At 71.9% G+C, this 14,120-nt stretch carries 16 protein-coding genes; 3 read left to right on the top strand and 13 right to left on the bottom strand.

Annotated elements, in window-relative coordinates; translation table 11 throughout:
• Positions 1–3 precede the first annotated feature (3 nt).
• The 7 genes from AB0I15_RS31015 to AB0I15_RS30985 form a co-directional block, all read right to left on the bottom strand.
• Positions 4–1,452, bottom strand: a complete 1,449-nt coding sequence (locus AB0I15_RS31015) for an 8-oxoguanine deaminase (protein WP_358102782.1) — start codon at positions 1,450–1,452, stop codon at positions 4–6.
• Entirely contained in the window at positions 1,449–1,922 is a 474-nt protein-coding gene (locus AB0I15_RS31010; protein WP_358102780.1) for a (2Fe-2S)-binding protein, read from the bottom strand. Before AB0I15_RS31010 ends, AB0I15_RS31015 begins: the two co-directional genes overlap by 4 nt.
• On the bottom strand, positions 1,922–2,782 hold the full coding sequence (locus AB0I15_RS31005) for an FAD binding domain-containing protein (RefSeq protein WP_358102778.1): 861 nt from the start codon (positions 2,780–2,782) through the stop codon (positions 1,922–1,924). Before AB0I15_RS31005 ends, AB0I15_RS31010 begins: the two co-directional genes overlap by 1 nt.
• 6 nt (positions 2,783–2,788) lie before the next feature.
• Complete coding sequence (gene pucL / locus AB0I15_RS31000) at positions 2,789–3,649, bottom strand: factor-independent urate hydroxylase (protein WP_358102776.1); 861 nt, start codon at positions 3,647–3,649, stop codon at positions 2,789–2,791.
• Positions 3,650–3,949, bottom strand: coding sequence for a hydroxyisourate hydrolase (gene uraH, locus AB0I15_RS30995; protein WP_358102774.1), 300 nt, complete (start codon positions 3,947–3,949; stop codon positions 3,650–3,652).
• Entirely contained in the window at positions 3,946–4,458 is a 513-nt protein-coding gene (gene uraD, locus AB0I15_RS30990) for a 2-oxo-4-hydroxy-4-carboxy-5-ureidoimidazoline decarboxylase (protein WP_358102772.1), read from the bottom strand. The genes uraH and uraD overlap by 4 nt, the downstream gene beginning before the upstream one ends.
• A gap of 84 nt (positions 4,459–4,542) precedes the next feature.
• Positions 4,543–5,493 (bottom strand): NADP-dependent oxidoreductase, encoded by a 951-nt coding sequence (locus tag AB0I15_RS30985; RefSeq protein ID WP_358102771.1) that lies wholly within the window; start codon positions 5,491–5,493, stop codon positions 4,543–4,545.
• A 183-nt stretch (positions 5,494–5,676) separates the two neighbouring features.
• Here AB0I15_RS30985 and AB0I15_RS30980 point away from each other — a divergent pair, with 183 nt between their 5' ends.
• Positions 5,677–6,516 (top strand): deoxyribonuclease IV, encoded by an 840-nt coding sequence (locus AB0I15_RS30980; protein ID WP_358102769.1) that lies wholly within the window; start codon positions 5,677–5,679, stop codon positions 6,514–6,516.
• 365 nt (positions 6,517–6,881) lie between these two features.
• On the opposite strand, the gene AB0I15_RS30975 is transcribed toward AB0I15_RS30980, so the two are convergent.
• The 5 genes from AB0I15_RS30975 to AB0I15_RS30955 form a co-directional block, all read right to left on the bottom strand.
• Positions 6,882–8,372, bottom strand: a complete 1,491-nt coding sequence (locus AB0I15_RS30975; RefSeq protein WP_358102767.1) for a cation acetate symporter — start codon at positions 8,370–8,372, stop codon at positions 6,882–6,884.
• Positions 8,369–8,662, bottom strand: a complete 294-nt coding sequence (locus AB0I15_RS30970) for a hypothetical protein (protein ID WP_358102766.1) — start codon at positions 8,660–8,662, stop codon at positions 8,369–8,371. The genes AB0I15_RS30975 and AB0I15_RS30970 overlap by 4 nt, the downstream gene beginning before the upstream one ends.
• The gene (locus AB0I15_RS30965; protein WP_358102764.1) at positions 8,659–9,399 is read right to left on the bottom strand and encodes a LytTR family DNA-binding domain-containing protein; all 741 of its coding nucleotides are present in this window, start codon (positions 9,397–9,399) and stop codon (positions 8,659–8,661) included. Before AB0I15_RS30965 ends, AB0I15_RS30970 begins: the two co-directional genes overlap by 4 nt.
• Before the next feature lie 66 nt (positions 9,400–9,465).
• The gene (locus AB0I15_RS30960; protein ID WP_358102762.1) at positions 9,466–10,611 is read right to left on the bottom strand and encodes a histidine kinase; all 1,146 of its coding nucleotides are present in this window, start codon (positions 10,609–10,611) and stop codon (positions 9,466–9,468) included.
• 55 nt (positions 10,612–10,666) lie between these two features.
• Positions 10,667–11,263 (bottom strand): molybdopterin-dependent oxidoreductase, encoded by a 597-nt coding sequence (locus tag AB0I15_RS30955; protein WP_358102760.1) that lies wholly within the window; start codon positions 11,261–11,263, stop codon positions 10,667–10,669.
• Between the two features lie 254 nt (positions 11,264–11,517).
• Here AB0I15_RS30955 and aroF point away from each other — a divergent pair, with 254 nt between their 5' ends.
• Both aroF and AB0I15_RS30945 read left to right on the top strand, forming a co-directional pair.
• The gene (aroF, locus tag AB0I15_RS30950; protein ID WP_358102758.1) at positions 11,518–12,549 is read left to right on the top strand and encodes a 3-deoxy-7-phosphoheptulonate synthase; all 1,032 of its coding nucleotides are present in this window, start codon (positions 11,518–11,520) and stop codon (positions 12,547–12,549) included.
• Between the two features lie 82 nt (positions 12,550–12,631).
• A complete protein-coding gene (locus tag AB0I15_RS30945; RefSeq protein WP_358102756.1) occupies positions 12,632–12,919 on the top strand; it encodes a YiaA/YiaB family inner membrane protein in 288 nt (95 codons plus the stop codon).
• 1 nt (position 12,920) lies between these two features.
• On the opposite strand, the gene thiI is transcribed toward AB0I15_RS30945, so the two are convergent.
• The gene (gene thiI / locus AB0I15_RS30940; protein WP_358102754.1) at positions 12,921–14,117 is read right to left on the bottom strand and encodes a tRNA uracil 4-sulfurtransferase ThiI; all 1,197 of its coding nucleotides are present in this window, start codon (positions 14,115–14,117) and stop codon (positions 12,921–12,923) included.
• Positions 14,118–14,120: the final 3 nt, after the last annotated feature.

The following is a 14,120-nucleotide window of genomic DNA, read 5'->3' as shown; positions in this document are numbered from 1 at the left end:
ACCCTAGTCGGCACGAGAGCGTACGAGTCCCATCAGCCGCCGGTGGGCCTCGGCGCCCGCGCGGCCCGCCTCGTCCTGGGCGACGCTGCGCAGTTCGCCGTCCGCCACCACCGTCCGCCCGCCGACCAGCACCCGCGCCAGCGGCGGCTGGGGCCCGAAGACCAGGGCGCACACCGGGTCGGCGACGGCGGCCGTGAACGGGCCGTCGACGCGCCACAGGGCGATGTCGGCCAGTTTGCCGGGTTCGAGGGTGCCCAGTTCGCTCTGCCTGCCGAGGTTGCGGGCTCCGCCCAGCGTGGCCAGTTCGAGGGCCTGCCTGGCGGTGAGGGCCTGGGGGCCGTACCGGGCGCGCTGGAAGAGCAGCGCCTGCCGCATCTCGCCGGCCAGCGGCGTCAGCTCGGAGGAGGCGCTGCCGTCGACGCCGAGCCCCACGTTCGCGCCCCGGCGCAGCATCTCGGACACGCGGGCGATGCCCGCCCCGAGCCGTCCGTTCGACGAGGGGCAGTGCGCGGAGCCGGTGCCGGTGGCGGCCAGCTTGCCGATGTCGGCGTCGTCGAGGTGCACGGCGTGCGCGAACCACACGTCGGGCCCGAGCCAGCCCAGCTTCTCCATGTAGTCGACGGGGCGCATGCCGAACTGCTCGAGGCAGTGCTCGTCCTCGTCGAGGGTCTCGGCGACGTGCGTGTGCAGGCGTACGCCCTTGGCCCTGGCCAGGGCGGCGGACTCGGTCATCAGCTCGCCGCTGCAGGAGAACGGCGAGCAGGGCGCGACCGCGACCCGCAACATCGAGGAGAACGACGGGTCGTGGTAGGCGTCCACGGCCTCCGCGGTGGCGGCGAGGATGTCGTCGAGCTCCTCGACCACGACGTCCGGCGGCAGCCCGCCCTTCGACTCGCCCCTGTCCATGGAGCCGCGCGCCGGGTGGAACCGGATGCCGATCCGGCGGGCGGCCTCGACCTCGGCCGCGAACAGGTCGCCCCTGCCCTTGGGGAAGAGGTAGTGGTGGTCGCTGGAGGTGGTGCAGCCCGACAGCGCCAGCCAGCCCAGCCCGGCCGTGGCGGCGCCGCTGACGACCTCGGCGTCCATGGCGGCCCACACCGGATAGAGCGCCACCAGCCACTCGAACAGCGTCGCCTCCTGCGCGAACCCCTGGGTGGCCCACTGGTAGAGGTGGTGGTGGGTGTTGACCAGCCCAGGTGTGGCCAGGCAGCCGGTGCCGTCGATGCGGGTGCCCGCCGCGTAACCTGCCGCGTCACCTACCATGTCACCTGCCATGTCACCTGCGATGTCACCTGCCACGTCGCCGGGCGCGGGGCCGGCGCCCAGCGCGGCGATGCGATCCCCCTCGATCCTGATATATCCGGACTCGATCTCGGGGCCGGCAACGGGAGCGATGTGGACGTTCTCGATCAGGACGGTCTCGGTCAGCGCGGTCTCGGTCAGGACGGTCATGAGGCGCCCTCTTTCCGTGAGGCGGCCAGCCGTACCGCGTCGAGGATCTTCTCGTAGCCGGTGCACCGGCACAGGTTGCCCGCCAGGGCCTCCCTGATCTCGGCGTCCGAGGGCCGTGGCACGCGTTCGAGCAGGTCGTGCGCCTGCACCACCAGCCCGGGGGTGCAGAATCCGCACTGCACGGCCCCGCACTGCACGAACGCCTCCTGTACGGGGTCGAGCCGGTCGCCGTCGGCCAGCCCCTCGACGGTCCGCACCACCCGGCCCTCGGCCTGCCCGGCGGCGACCAGGCAGGCGCAGACCGGCACGCCGTCGAGGTAGACCGTGCACGAGCCGCATTCGCCCTGCTCGCAGGCGTTCTTGGAGCCGGGCAGGCCGAGGCGCTCGCGCAGGACGTACAGCAGGCTCTCGCCCTCCCAGACGTCGTCGGCGCTCTGCTCGCGGCCGTTGACGGTGAAGGTGACACGCATCAGGCGGCCCTCTTTCCCAGATGGTCGTTCCAGGCCCAGGTGAGCGTGCGGCGGGCCATCACGCCGATGGCGTGCACGCGGTAGGCGGCGGTGCCGCGCACGTCGTCGATCGGCGCGGCGGCCCGCGCGCACAGCTCGCCGAAGCGGCTGAGCAGCGCGGGGTCGAGCGGGGCGGCCCAGTCGAGCTCGCGGGCCAGCAGGTCCTCGGCCTCCAGCGCCCGGCGCGGGGTGGGCGCGGCCGAGCCGATGCCGGTGCCGACCCGCCGCTCGCCCGGGTGCAGCGCGAGCGCGAACGAGCACACGGCGATCACCATGGCGTTGCGGGTGCCGACCTTGGAGAAGTATTGGGCGCCCGTGGCGGGCGGCACGTGCACGGCCCTGATCAGCTCGTCGGGCTCCAGCGCGCTGCGCTTGACCCCGAGGTAGAACTCGTCGGCGGGGATCATCCGGACGCCCCGGTCGCGCGACTCCACCTCGACCACCGCCCCGGCGGCCAGCAGCGGCGGATGGCTGTCCCCCGCGGGCGAGGCCGCGCCGAGGTTCCCGCCGACGGACCCGCGGTTGCGGATCTGCGGCGAGCCGACCGTGCGCGACGCCTGCGCGAGCCCCGGCAGCGGCCCGGCCAGCTCCTCGATCACCGCCGCGTACGGCACCGCCGCCCCCACCCGGCAGTACGCCCCCGCCATGCCCCACTCCCGCAGCTCGGCCACCCGGTTGAGATCGAGCAGCGCCACGGGCCTGCGCACGTCGAAGTTGAGCTCCACCATCACGTCGGTGCCGCCCTGGATGGGCACCGCCTCGGGCTGGTCCGCCTTGGCGGCCAGCGCCTCCTCCCACGTCGTGGGGCGCAAGAAGTCCATTTTCCCCTACTCCCAGGCGAATCCGGCATCGGGCGCGTCCTCGCGCAGCACGCCGCCCTCGATGAGTCCATAGGGGCGGTCGGCGGCGTAGAAGACCTCGTTGGCGTTGTCCAGGCCGAACGGGGACAGGTCGACCGGGAAGTGGTGCTTGTTCGGCATGGCGAGCCTGATCTCGCAGATCTCGGGGGCGGCCTTGAGGGCGCGCTCGCCCATGGCGTACAGGGTCTGCTGGAGGGAGAGGCTGTGCGTGTCGGCGAAGGCGTCGATCAGGGACTGCCGGACCCGCTGGTAGGAGGTTTCGGGCGGGGGGCCGTCGCCGGTGTGCCGCCACTGGGCGGACACGGCGGTGGCGAGGATGCGGTCGTCGGTGGGCTGGAGGGTGGTGTACTCGTCCACGATGTAGCCGTGGAACTCCGAGCCCGTGGAGTTCAGCACCACCAGGTCCTTCAGCCCCGACACGACCGTGCCGCGGCCGTCGCGGTCGTGGTGGACCACGCACGTGCGCACCTCACCGCCCTCGCGCACGAACGAGTGCGGGCCCGCGCGGTGCCAGCCGTACTCGTCGATCTCCACGCGGGCGTGGTGGATGGACGGCTGGGACTCGACGAAGTGCCTGGCCAGCAGGAGGGCGAACGTCTCGATCTGGCCGACGCCGTGCCGGGCGGCGAAGGCGTACGCGGTGTTCTTCTGCGTGTCGGTGGGCAGGACCGCGGCGTTGTCGCCGGTCAGGTGGACGGCCTCCATGTCCCCCGACAGCGACGTGCTGACGCTGATGTCCTTGATGTGGTGCACGGGGCCTTCCCTGACCACGCGGACGAGCCTGGTCTCCGCCTTGCCGTAGCGGTTGGGGCCGAGCTTTACCGACATCTAGCTCCCTCGGTAGGTGGAGTAGGCGTACGGGCTGAGCAGCAGCGGAACGTGGTGGTGCTGCGCGGGGTCGGTCACCGTGAACGTGACGACGACCTCGGGGTAGAACGTCTCCTTCAGGTACGCGCCGGTGTCGAAGACGACGCGGTGGATCCCGGCGCCCGGCTCCCAGCCCTTGATGCGGCCGTCGTCGTCGGTCCGTCCCTCGGCCACGACCCGGCCGTCGTGCTCCAGCCGTACGCGCAGGCCGGCGGCGGGCCGCCCGGTCACCGCGTCCAGCACGTGCGTGGAGAAGCTCATCTCCCCTCCTTCACGAGCTTGCCCAGCCGCAGCCGGGTGATCGCCGCCAGTTCGCCGCGCACGACCTCGCGCTCGCGCTCCTCGTCGTTGCCCAGCCGCTCCCTGAGCCTGCCGAGCAGCTCCGCGCCGCTCAGCCCGGTGGCGCAGACCAGGTAGACGTGGCCGAACCGCTCCTCGTAGGCCCGGTTGCCCTCGAGCAGCGCCGCGCGTACCTCGTCGTCGACCCCATCGTCCAGCCCGGACTGCTCCTGCCGGGACCACGACGCCTGCCTGTCGTCCCCACCGGCCCGCTCCCCGATGCGCGGATGCGCCCGCAGCGCCTCCAGGACCTCCGCCCAGCTCAGCTCCCGCACGGCCGCGCCGGCGGCGGCGACGAGCCCGTCGAGGTCGCGGTACGGCCGCAGGGCCGCCACCTTCCCCGCGAAGGCGCGGGAGGCGCAGCAGGCCAGCAGTTCCTCCTCGGCCTCGGCCGGGGACCGGGCGTTGAAGGCGTTGAGCGAATCGGGCATGTCAGAAGTACACACATGCGTCACGTGCCCGGTCCATCCGCGAGAACTCCGAACCGGCGGCCCGGATGGGCAGGACTTTTCGTGTCATGCTCCAATCGCGATGACGGCCTTGCCCCTGGCGTGCCACGTGGCCCATTCGGCCAGCGCGCCCGGCGCCCGCTCGATCGGCACCCGCGCCACCAGCCGCACCCGCAGCCGGCCCGCGTCGATGAGATCGGCCAGGTCGGCCAGCACCTCGCCGGTGACGTGGTTGACGACGTTCACGCCGCGCCGCTCGCGGGCGGCCAGGGCCTCGGGGTCGAGGGCGTGGACGACGCTGCAGATGACGCCGCCCGGACGCAGCAGCTCCTCCATGGGCCCGGTCGAACCGGCCGGGGTGACCAGGTCGAACACCGCGTCGATCCCGCCGGGACGGATCCCGCGGACCTGCTCGTGGACCGGGCCGCGGGTGTGGTCGACGCTCTCCTCGGCGCCCAGGTCGCGGACGAGGTCCTCGGCGCCGGGGGCGGCGGTGGCGATGACGTGGGCGCCCCGCAGGGCGGCGAGCTGGATCGCCTGCTGGCCCACGCCGCCGGTCGCCCCGACGATGAGGACCGTCTGGCCCGCGTCGAGGCGGGCGGCCCCGACCAGGTCCCTGGCGGTCCCGGTGGCGGTGGGCACGGCGGCCGCCTGCTCGGGGAGCATGCCCTTGGGCATCCGCGCCACCGGCCCGTCCTCGGCCACCACGCCGTACTCGGCGTAGGCGCCCAGGCCGCGGGCCGGGTCGGTGAAGCGGCCGTACACCTCGTCGCCGGGGCGGAAGCCGGTCACCTCCGCCCCCACCGCCGCCACGACCCCGGCCCCGTCCTGGCCCATGATCAGGGGGAAGCGGGGCGACATCCGGTCCTTCATGGCGCCGCTCGCGATCTTCGTGTCGACCGGGTTGTAGCTCGCGGCGCGGAGGCGTACCAGGAGCTCGCCGGGGCGCGGCTCCGGCTCGGGCACCTCGATGAGCTCCGGATCCGCCCCGAAGGCGGAGATGGCGATGGCGCGCATGGGCTGTCTCCCGTCCGACCCGTGTCCGAGACCCCGTGTCCGAGGTCTCGTGTCTGAGAACGGAACAGGGCGTTCCCCGCATCCGCCCACGTGAAAGGCCATTTGCGGCAAGCTTTGCCCGCGCTTCCCGGCGCGCCCCCGCCAGCGGAGATGTCCGTCGCTGCGCCTACACTGAGAGCCATCATGACCCCAACATCCCTGATCGGCGGACACGTGTCCGTGACGGGCGGCCTGGCGACGGGCGGCCTCACCTACATGGCCGAGATCGGCGCCGAGATGATCCAGGTGTTCGTCACCAACCCGCGTGGCTGGGCGCTCACCGAAGGCAAGCCCGACGAGGACGCCAAGCTGGCCGAGTCCGGCGTCGACGCGTTCATCCACGTGCCCTATCTCGTCAACTTCGGCTCGCCCAGCCCCGAGACGCTGGCCAACTCCATCGCGATCGTGCGGCACACGCTGCGGCGCGGGGTGCAGACCGGCGCCAGGGGGATCGTGGTGCACACCGGCTCGGCGGTGACGCAGCCGCGCGACGACGCGCTGCGCCAGCTCCGGGAGAATCTGCTGCCCCTGCTCGACGAGATCCCCGAGAACGGGCCCGACCTGCTGCTCGAGCCGATGGCGGGGCAGGGCGCGATGCTGTGCGCCACCGTCCAGGACCTGGAGCCCTATCTGGCGGCGCTCGACTGGCATCCGCGGGCCTGCGTCTGTCTCGACACGTGCCACGCCTTCGCCGCCGGCCACGACCTCGCCGCCGAGGGCGGGGTGCAGGAGACGTTCGACGACCTGCACAAGATCGCGCCGGGGCGGCTCAAGCTGATCCACGCCAACGACTCCAAAGACGTGTGCGGCGCGAAGAAGGACCGCCACGAGAACATCGGGGCCGGGCACATCGGCGCCCAGCCGTTCGCCGCCATGATGCGGCACCCGGCGGTGGCGGGGGTGCCGATCTGCATCGAGACGCCGGGCAAGGCGCCCCAGCACGCCGAGGACATCGCGCTGCTGAAGACGCTGCGCGACGGCTGACAACCGGGCGAAGCCGAATATAAGCCCGTTCCGACGAGGAAGCGTGATAGGGGCGCCCGCCCTCGCGATCCGACCGCCCCCGAAGGCCGGATCGCGGTGCCGGGGCCAGCGGCCTCGGCGGGCGCCCCTTCACGGTCCGGCATGGCGGGCCCTACCCCCCGGTAAAGGGCCCGACAGCCGCGGCGGCCTGCGTGGTCGCCGGTGAGTCCGGCGCATCAGATCTTGTGAGCCCCCCGGCTCGTCCCCCCGATGCGCCGGGTGGCTTTCCGATGGGCGAAACACTACGGTCGCGATCTTGTGGGAGAAACCCTGTTTACGGACAGCTCGTCGAACGGTCTGTAGCCATCGTTATACGGAGAGTGCTCTCACGATGAGCGGTCATCGGGGAACGACGAACGGTAGGTTCCCGGGCTCGCGAGATGCTCCGGCAAGTGCATCCTGGCCATCATCGGGCCTACTCCGCGCGGTATCCGACCCGGTGTGACCAGGGAAATCACCACCATCGCGGCAAACGCGACCGGCACGGCGACCGGTGCGGGGTAGGAAGTCAGCACGCCCATGTTCACGCCTGCCTGTTCGCTCACCACAAGCGTGGCCGTCACGCCCCCACCGAGCGCGAACCCGGCCGCCACCCCCGCGTCCGTCAGCCGCCGCCACCAGATCCCGAGCACGAGCATCGGGCAGAAGGTGGCGGCCGAGAGGCTGAAGCCGAGCAGCATGAGCGCCACCGACGCCCGGGGACCGGTGGCCGCGGTCAGCGCGAGCGCGACCAGCAGGACCGCGGCCATGGCGACGCGGAAGGAGCGCACCCCCGCCCGCTTCAGGCACGCCGACACCGCGCCCCCGACGGCCACCAGGACGCCCCCTGAGGTGGCCAGGAAGGCCGCGAACGCCCCCGCCGCCAGCAGACCCGTCAGCACCTCTCCCAGGGCCCCCGGAAGCATCCTGGCGGGCAGCAGCAGCACGACCTCGTCCGCCGCGCCACCGTGCACGTGCGCGTGCCCCAGAACGCCGTACAGCGGCGGCACGACGCAGAACACGGCCAGCATGACCTGTGTGGCCACGATGGACCTGCGGGCCCCGCCGCCGTCCCTGTTGGTGTAGACGCGCACGATCACGTGCGGCAGCCCCATCGTGCCCAGCGCGCACGCCAGCAGCACGGTCAGCACCCCGGGCAGCGACGGGTCGCCGGCCCCGGCCAGCCCGCCGATCCCGGACCGGTAGCCGCCCTCGAACCGGTCGAGGGACCCCGTGCCCGCCATCCACCAGCACACGGCCCCGACGCCGAAGAACACGACCACCTTCAGCAGGAACTGCGAGGCCTGCACGCTCGTCACGCTCCCCTGCCCGCCGGCGACCGCCGCCGCCAGCGCCGCCGCCGCGACGGCCGCCCAGCCCAGCCACGGTGGCAGCCCGGTCAGCAGCCGCACCACGACCCCGGCCGCGTGGAACTGGGCGATGAGGAACGTCAGCCCGATGGCGAGCACGAAGCAGGTGGTGAAGCGGCGCAGCGGCGCCGAGCGCAGCCGCCACTCGGCGAAGTCGGGCAACGTGTACGTCCCCGAGCGCCGCAACGGCGCGGCCACCAGGGCCAGCACGACGACGAACCCGGCGGCCGCCCCCATCGGGTACCACAACATCGGTGAGCCGCGGGTGGCGATGAACCCGGCCGTGCCCAGGCAGGCCGCGGCCGAGGTGAACTCGGAGGTGATGGCGGCGCCGTTCCACCAGGGGGGCACGGCCCTGGCCGCCACGTAGAAGTCGGAGACGCCGCTGGCGCGGCGCGGTCGCGCGGCGCCCACCATGACGCCCAGAACCAGCACGAAGGCGATCCCGGTGAGCACCGCGACGGTCATCTCTCCAGCCGCTCCGCACGTCTGAGTTGCCGCACGGCCAGCCCCACCCACGCCCCCTGCACGGCCAGCGACAGCGCCACCCAGGCCCAGGGGGCGGGCACCCACAGGGCGAGCACCGGGACGCCCACCAGCAGCCCGGCGACCGCGCCCACGGTCAGCAGCGCCTGCCGTAACTGCCGGGCGACGATGGCCGACACGTCGGGCGCGGCGTCGCCGCAGTCGAACCGGCTCCGCGGGCGCCCGAGAGCGGCGGGGCTCCGGGAGACGACCACGCGGCGTTCGCCGGTCACGAGATGACGCCTCTGTGCTGGCGTACGAGCTGCTCGCGCACCTGCCGGCTGTGCCGTCTGCTGACCTGCAGCGTCTCGGTGCCGACCGTGAGCGTCACCCGCCCGCCCTCGAACCTGAGCTCGCTGACGTGCCGGGCCGAGACCAGCGTGCTGCGGTGCACGCGGATGAACCCGGCCTCCGACCAGCGCCGCTCCAGGGCCGCCAGCGACATGCGCACGAGGTAGCTGCCGTCGACGGTGTGCAGGCGCACGTAGTCGCCCTTGGCCTCGGCGAACCAGACGGCCTGCTGCGGCACGAACCTGGTGCGCCCGCCCAGCTCCACGGGGATGACGTCGTCCTGGCCCGGCTCGGAGGTGGGCGCGGTGGCGGCCTCCAGCCGGCGCACCGCCTCCGACAGGCGCTCCGCCCTGACGGGCTTGAGCAGGTAGTCGACGGCCTCCAGCTCGAACGCCTGCACCGCGCACTCCTCGTGAGCCGTGACGAACACCAGCCTGGGCGGGCTGGGGAAGCCGCCGACCAGCCGGGCCAGGTCGAGCCCGTCGAGCCCGGGCATGCGGATGTCGAGGAAGACCCCGTCGAGCCGCTCGCCCCCGCCGATCATCTGGACCATGTCCTGCAGCGCCGTGACGCCGTCGGCCGCGGTCGTGACGTGTTCGATTCGGTCGTCCTGGCGCAACAGGTAGGCCAGCTCCTCAAGAGCGGGCACTTCATCGTCGACGGCCAGAACTCTCAGCATGTCCACCACGCTGCCGTATGAAATCAAAGGTCACAAGGGACACGCCAGCATAGCGTAATTAATTGACTACATTGAGCCAAGTTGTGTCTTGGGCACGCGCAGCCGCACCTTCGTGCCCGCGCCCAGCGCCGTCTCCACGACGAGCCCGTAGCCGTCGCCGTAGATCTGCCGCATCCGCAGGTCCACGTTCGCCAGGCCGATGCCGCTGCCCTCGCGGGCGGGGTCCTCGTCGAGCATGCGGCGGGCGCACTCCGGGTCCATGCCGGCGCCGTCGTCCTCGACCGTGATGTGCGCCTCCGGGCCCGCGTCGCTGACGACGACGCGCACCTCGCCGGTGCCGCCCCGGCCGCGCATGCCGTGCTTGATGGCGTTCTCGACCAGGGGCTGCAGGCACAGGAACGGCACCGGCACCGGCAGCACCTCCGGGGCCACCTGCATGCTGAAGCGCAGTTTGTCGCCGAACCTGGCACGTTCCAGCAGCAGGTAGCGGTCCACGCAGGTCAGCTCGTCGGCCAGGGTGGTGAAGTCGTGCGCCCGGCGCAGGGCGTAGCGGGAGAAGTCGGCGAAGTCGAGCAGCAGCTCGCGGGCGCGCCTGGGGTTGGTGCGCACGAACGAGGCGATCGTGGTGAGCGCGTTGTAGACGAAGTGCGGCGAGATCTGGGCGCGCAGGGCGCGCATCTCCGCCTCCAGCGCGCGCCGCCGGGAGGCGTCGAGGTCGGCCAGTTCGAGCTGTCCCGAGACCCAGCGTCCGACCTCGGTGACGGTACGCACGAGCGCGGCGCTGACCTCGTCGTCGAAGGCGGCCAGCGCGCCCACCACCGTGCCGTCCACGGTCAGCGGCACCACCACCGCCCCGTGCGGCTCCCCGGGGAACACCTGCGCGTGCCCGGCGGCCAGCGTGGCGCGGGCGTAGGTGAGCACGTCGTCGGTGCACGGCCCGTCCCAGGCCAGCGCGGCGTCCGTGGAGGTGATCGCCACCGCGTGGGTGCCGAGCAGGGTGTGCAGATGCCGCACCGCCTTGCGGGCGGAGTCGCGGTTGAGCCCCGTGCGCAGGGCCGGGGCGGCCAGCGCGGCGATGTGCAGTGTGGTGAAGGTCGCCTCGTCCTTCCTGCGCCCTTCCGGCAGCGCGGTGCGGCGCCACGGGAATCGGGCCAGGCCGTAGCCCAGGAGAAAGGTCAGGGAGGAGAGCGCCACGCACACGGTGGTCAGCATGCGGGCCACCGTAGCCAAAAACAGAGCGTGTCCGGGGGAAAACCCGGAGTGAAGTCTAGGGGGGTCCCTCGCCGGGTTCTTCCTGGTAGGAGTATCGCTGTTCGCGCCAGGGATCGGCCACGTTGTGGTAGCCGCGCTCCTCCCAGAAGCCCCGGCGATCCTCCAGGAGGTATTCGATGCCGCGCACCCATTTGACGCTCTTCCACGCGTACAGGTGGGGCACCACGATCCGCAGCGGGAAGCCGCGGTCGGGGTTGAGCGGCTTCTCGTCGAGCTCCATGGCGAACAGCGTGTCCGGCGCCGCGAAGTCCGCCATGCGCAGGTTGGCGCTGTAGCCGTATTCGGCCCAGATCATCACATGGCGCACGCCGGCGTCGGGCGGGGCCGCCTCCATGATCGTGGCCGGGCTGACGCCGCGCCACTCGTTGGCCATGAGGGAGAACTTGGTCACGCAGTGGAAGTCGGAGACGCGCGTGCTGCGCGGCAGTTGCTCGAACTCGCCCCAGGTGAAGCAGTGCTCCTCGCCGGAGGCGGTGGCCCCGAAGACGCGGAAGTCCCAGCGCTCCGGCTTGAACGCGGGCACCCTTCCGTAATGGATCACGGGACGGCCGCGCGGGACGTACTGGCCTGGAGGCAGGCGCGACTCCTCCACGATCACTCCCCTCACCGGTCTCGCGTCTTGGGCCATCCTGCCATCGGCTCGCCGATGGTTCGCGGGCGGGTGTCGTGCGCTACGATTGGCGTCTATGCGCAACGCGTTCCTTTTTTGGTATGGCGACGGACCCGAGTCCGTTCGCCATCTGACGCTGCGCTAGCAGACAGGCGAACGAAAGGCCCCGGGTCCACTGGACCCGGGGCCTTTCGCGTTTTCCGCACCGTTTTTCTCAACCGACCGAGGAGCAGGACATGGTCATCGTGATGGGGCCCGAGGCCACCGCGGAGGATCTGGCGTCGATCGTGGAGGTCGCCCAGGCGGCCGGGGTCGAGGCGTTCGTCAGCAAGGGTGTGCGGCGCACGATCGTCGGCCTGGTGGGCGACGTGGCCCAGCTCGACGCGGCGAGCCTGCGCGGGATGCGCGGGGTGCGCGACGTCATGCGCGTCTCCACGCCGTACAAGCTGGTCAGCAGGGAGAATCATCCGGAACGTTCCATGGTCCACGTGGGCGGCGTGCCGATCGGCCCCGACACCGTGACGCTGATCGCGGGGCCGTGCGCGGTGGAGACCCACCAGCAGACCCTGGAGGCGGCCAGGATGGCGCAGACCGCCGGGGCCGTGCTGCTGCGGGGCGGGGCCTACAAGCCGCGCACGTCGCCGTACGCCTTCCAGGGGCTGGGCGAGGAGGGGCTGCGCATCCTGGCCGCCGTGCGCGAGGAGACGGGCCTGCCGATCGTCACGGAGGTCGTGAACGCCGACGACGTGGAGCTGGTGGCCTCGTACGCCGACATGCTGCAGGTTGGCACGCGCAACATGCAGAACTTCGCGCTACTGCAGGCCGTCGGGGCGGCCGGGCGGCCGGTGATGCTCAAGCGCGGCATGAGCGCCACGATCGAGGAGTGGCTCATGGCGGCCGAGTACATCGCCCAGCGCGGCAACCTCGACATCGTGCTGTGCGAGCGGGGCATCAGGACGTTCGAGACGGCGACCCGCAACACGCTCGACGTCTCGGGGGTCCCGGTGGCGCAGCGCCTGTCGCACCTGCCGGTGATCATCGACCCGTCGCACTCGGGCGGGCGGCGCGAGCTGGTGCTGCCGCTGACCCGGGCGGCCGTCGCGGTGGGCGCCGACGGTGTCATCATCGACGTGCACCCGCAGCCCGAGCAGGCGCTCTGCGACGGCCCGCAGGCCCTGCAGCACACCGACCTGGGCGAGCTGGCCCAGGTCATGAACGACTTCCCGGCGCTGCTCGGCAAGCGGCCGGCGGCCGTGATCCCGGCCTGACGCCTCCGGGCTCTCGTACTCACGGGTAACTTGAGTACGGGAGCCCATGCGCGGGGCTTCGCCGCGGCGGCACGATTCCCCCATGACGAAGCCCATTCAGCCCACGCAGACGACCGCGTTCTACGTCCAGGCGGTCCTGTCGTTCGCCGTCTCGCTGGCCTCGGTGGTGATCGCCCTGATCTACCTGCCCACCGAAGGGTGGATCAGGGCGTTCCTCGGGCTCGGCCTGCTGTACGTCGTCACCTCGACCGTCACCCTGTGCAAGGTCGTACGCGACCGGCAGGAGACGGCCGAGGTCACCAACCGCGTCGACCAGGCCCGGCTGGACAAGCTGCTGGCCGAGCACGACCCGTTCAAGGTCGACGCGTGATCTAGAGCGTGTACTCCTGGATCGAGTCGGCCAGTTGCACGCACAACTCCTCGGCGTCGAGCCGCTTCTCGATCTGCTTCAAGTCCTCGATCTTGGCCCGGGTCTCGGCACGCTTGGGCGCCAGCAGGGAGCAGCAGTCTTCGTCGGGCAGCTCCGAGATCTCCAGCGTGCCGATGCGCCTGGCCTCGGCCATGATCTCGGTCTTGTCCCAGCCCACCAGCGGCCGCAGGATCGGCAGGTCCACCGCGTTGTCCTGGGCGGTGATGTTGGCCAGCGTCTGGGAGGAGACCTGGCCGAGCGCGTCGCCGGTGATCAGCGCGGAGGCGCGGATGCGGTGGGCGACCTCCTCGGCCGTCTTGAGCATGAGCCGCCGCTGCGCGATCACGGCCAGCCGGTCCTGGCCGGAGTTGCGGATCGACTGCTGCGCCTTGCCGAACGGCACCACCCACAGCCGCGACCTGCCCTGGAACCTGTCGAGCTTCCTGACCAGCGCGTATGCCTTGTAGATCGACTCGGAGGTGGTGAACGGGATGCCGGAGAAGTGCAGGAAGTCGACGTGCAGGCCGCGCCGCATCATCCGGTAGGCCGCCACCGGCGAGTCGATGCCGCCCGACATGAGCACCAGGGCCCGGCCGCTGCTGCCGACCGGCAGGCCGCCCTGGCCGGGGATGCCGCCGGTGAAGACGAACACCTCGTCCCTGTCGACCTCGATGCAGACCGTCAGCTCGGGGTTCTTCAGATCGACGGGCAGGCCGTACTCGTCGTTGATCGCGCCGCCCACGAGGCGGTCGAGCTCGTTGGAGCGCAGCGGGAAGCGCTTGTCGCGGCGGCGGGAGCGGACCGCGAAACGCGCGCCGCGCTTGGCCTCCTCGGTCTCGCCGACCAGCTCGAGGCCGGCCTTCAGCACGGCGTCCGGGTCTTTGGCGACCCGCCAGGCGCGGTGGATCCAGACCAGGCCGGGCACGTCGGCGACCCGCTGGGCCACGGCCTCGGCCTGCTCGGCGGTCGCGCCCTGGGGCAGGAAGATCGCGACCACGCCGTGCCGCTTGCGCACGTCGACCTTGAGGTCGAGCGACTGGAGCGCGTCGCGGATGTTGCTGATCAGGCGGCGTTCGAACAGCTCGCGGTTCTTGCCCTTGAGGACGATCTCGCCCAGCTTGAGCAGAACACACGGCTCGCCCAGGGCGGACATCGTCATGGT

It is taken from the genome of Nonomuraea sp. NPDC050643 (assembly GCF_040654715.1).
Classification (GTDB): domain Bacteria; phylum Actinomycetota; class Actinomycetes; order Streptosporangiales; family Streptosporangiaceae; genus Nonomuraea.
Note: the sequence above shows the minus strand (reverse complement) of the source record. Positions and strands in the feature narration are given on the sequence as shown.

Bases quoted from the DNA above. Each gene is read 5' to 3' on its own strand.
- AB0I15_RS31015 (WP_358102782.1), bottom strand. From the start codon at position 1,452: ATGACCGTCCTGACCGAGACCGCGCTGACCGAGACCGTCCTGATCGAG.
- AB0I15_RS31010 (WP_358102780.1), bottom strand. From the start codon at position 1,922: ATGCGTGTCACCTTCACCGTCAACGGCCGCGAGCAGAGCGCCGACGAC.
- AB0I15_RS31005 (WP_358102778.1), bottom strand. From the start codon at position 2,782: ATGGACTTCTTGCGCCCCACGACGTGGGAGGAGGCGCTGGCCGCCAAG.
- pucL (WP_358102776.1), bottom strand. From the start codon at position 3,649: ATGTCGGTAAAGCTCGGCCCCAACCGCTACGGCAAGGCGGAGACCAGG.
- uraH (WP_358102774.1), bottom strand. From the start codon at position 3,949: ATGAGCTTCTCCACGCACGTGCTGGACGCGGTGACCGGGCGGCCCGCC.
- uraD (WP_358102772.1), bottom strand. From the start codon at position 4,458: ATGCCCGATTCGCTCAACGCCTTCAACGCCCGGTCCCCGGCCGAGGCC.
- AB0I15_RS30985 (WP_358102771.1), bottom strand. From the start codon at position 5,493: ATGCGCGCCATCGCCATCTCCGCCTTCGGGGCGGATCCGGAGCTCATC.
- AB0I15_RS30980 (WP_358102769.1), top strand. From the start codon at position 5,677: ATGACCCCAACATCCCTGATCGGCGGACACGTGTCCGTGACGGGCGGC.
- AB0I15_RS30975 (WP_358102767.1), bottom strand. From the start codon at position 8,372: ATGACCGTCGCGGTGCTCACCGGGATCGCCTTCGTGCTGGTTCTGGGC.
- AB0I15_RS30965 (WP_358102764.1), bottom strand. From the start codon at position 9,399: ATGCTGAGAGTTCTGGCCGTCGACGATGAAGTGCCCGCTCTTGAGGAG.
- AB0I15_RS30960 (WP_358102762.1), bottom strand. From the start codon at position 10,611: ATGCTGACCACCGTGTGCGTGGCGCTCTCCTCCCTGACCTTTCTCCTG.
- aroF (WP_358102758.1), top strand. From the start codon at position 11,518: ATGGTCATCGTGATGGGGCCCGAGGCCACCGCGGAGGATCTGGCGTCG.
- AB0I15_RS30945 (WP_358102756.1), top strand. From the start codon at position 12,632: ATGACGAAGCCCATTCAGCCCACGCAGACGACCGCGTTCTACGTCCAG.
- thiI (WP_358102754.1), bottom strand. From the start codon at position 14,117: ATGACGATGTCCGCCCTGGGCGAGCCGTGTGTTCTGCTCAAGCTGGGC.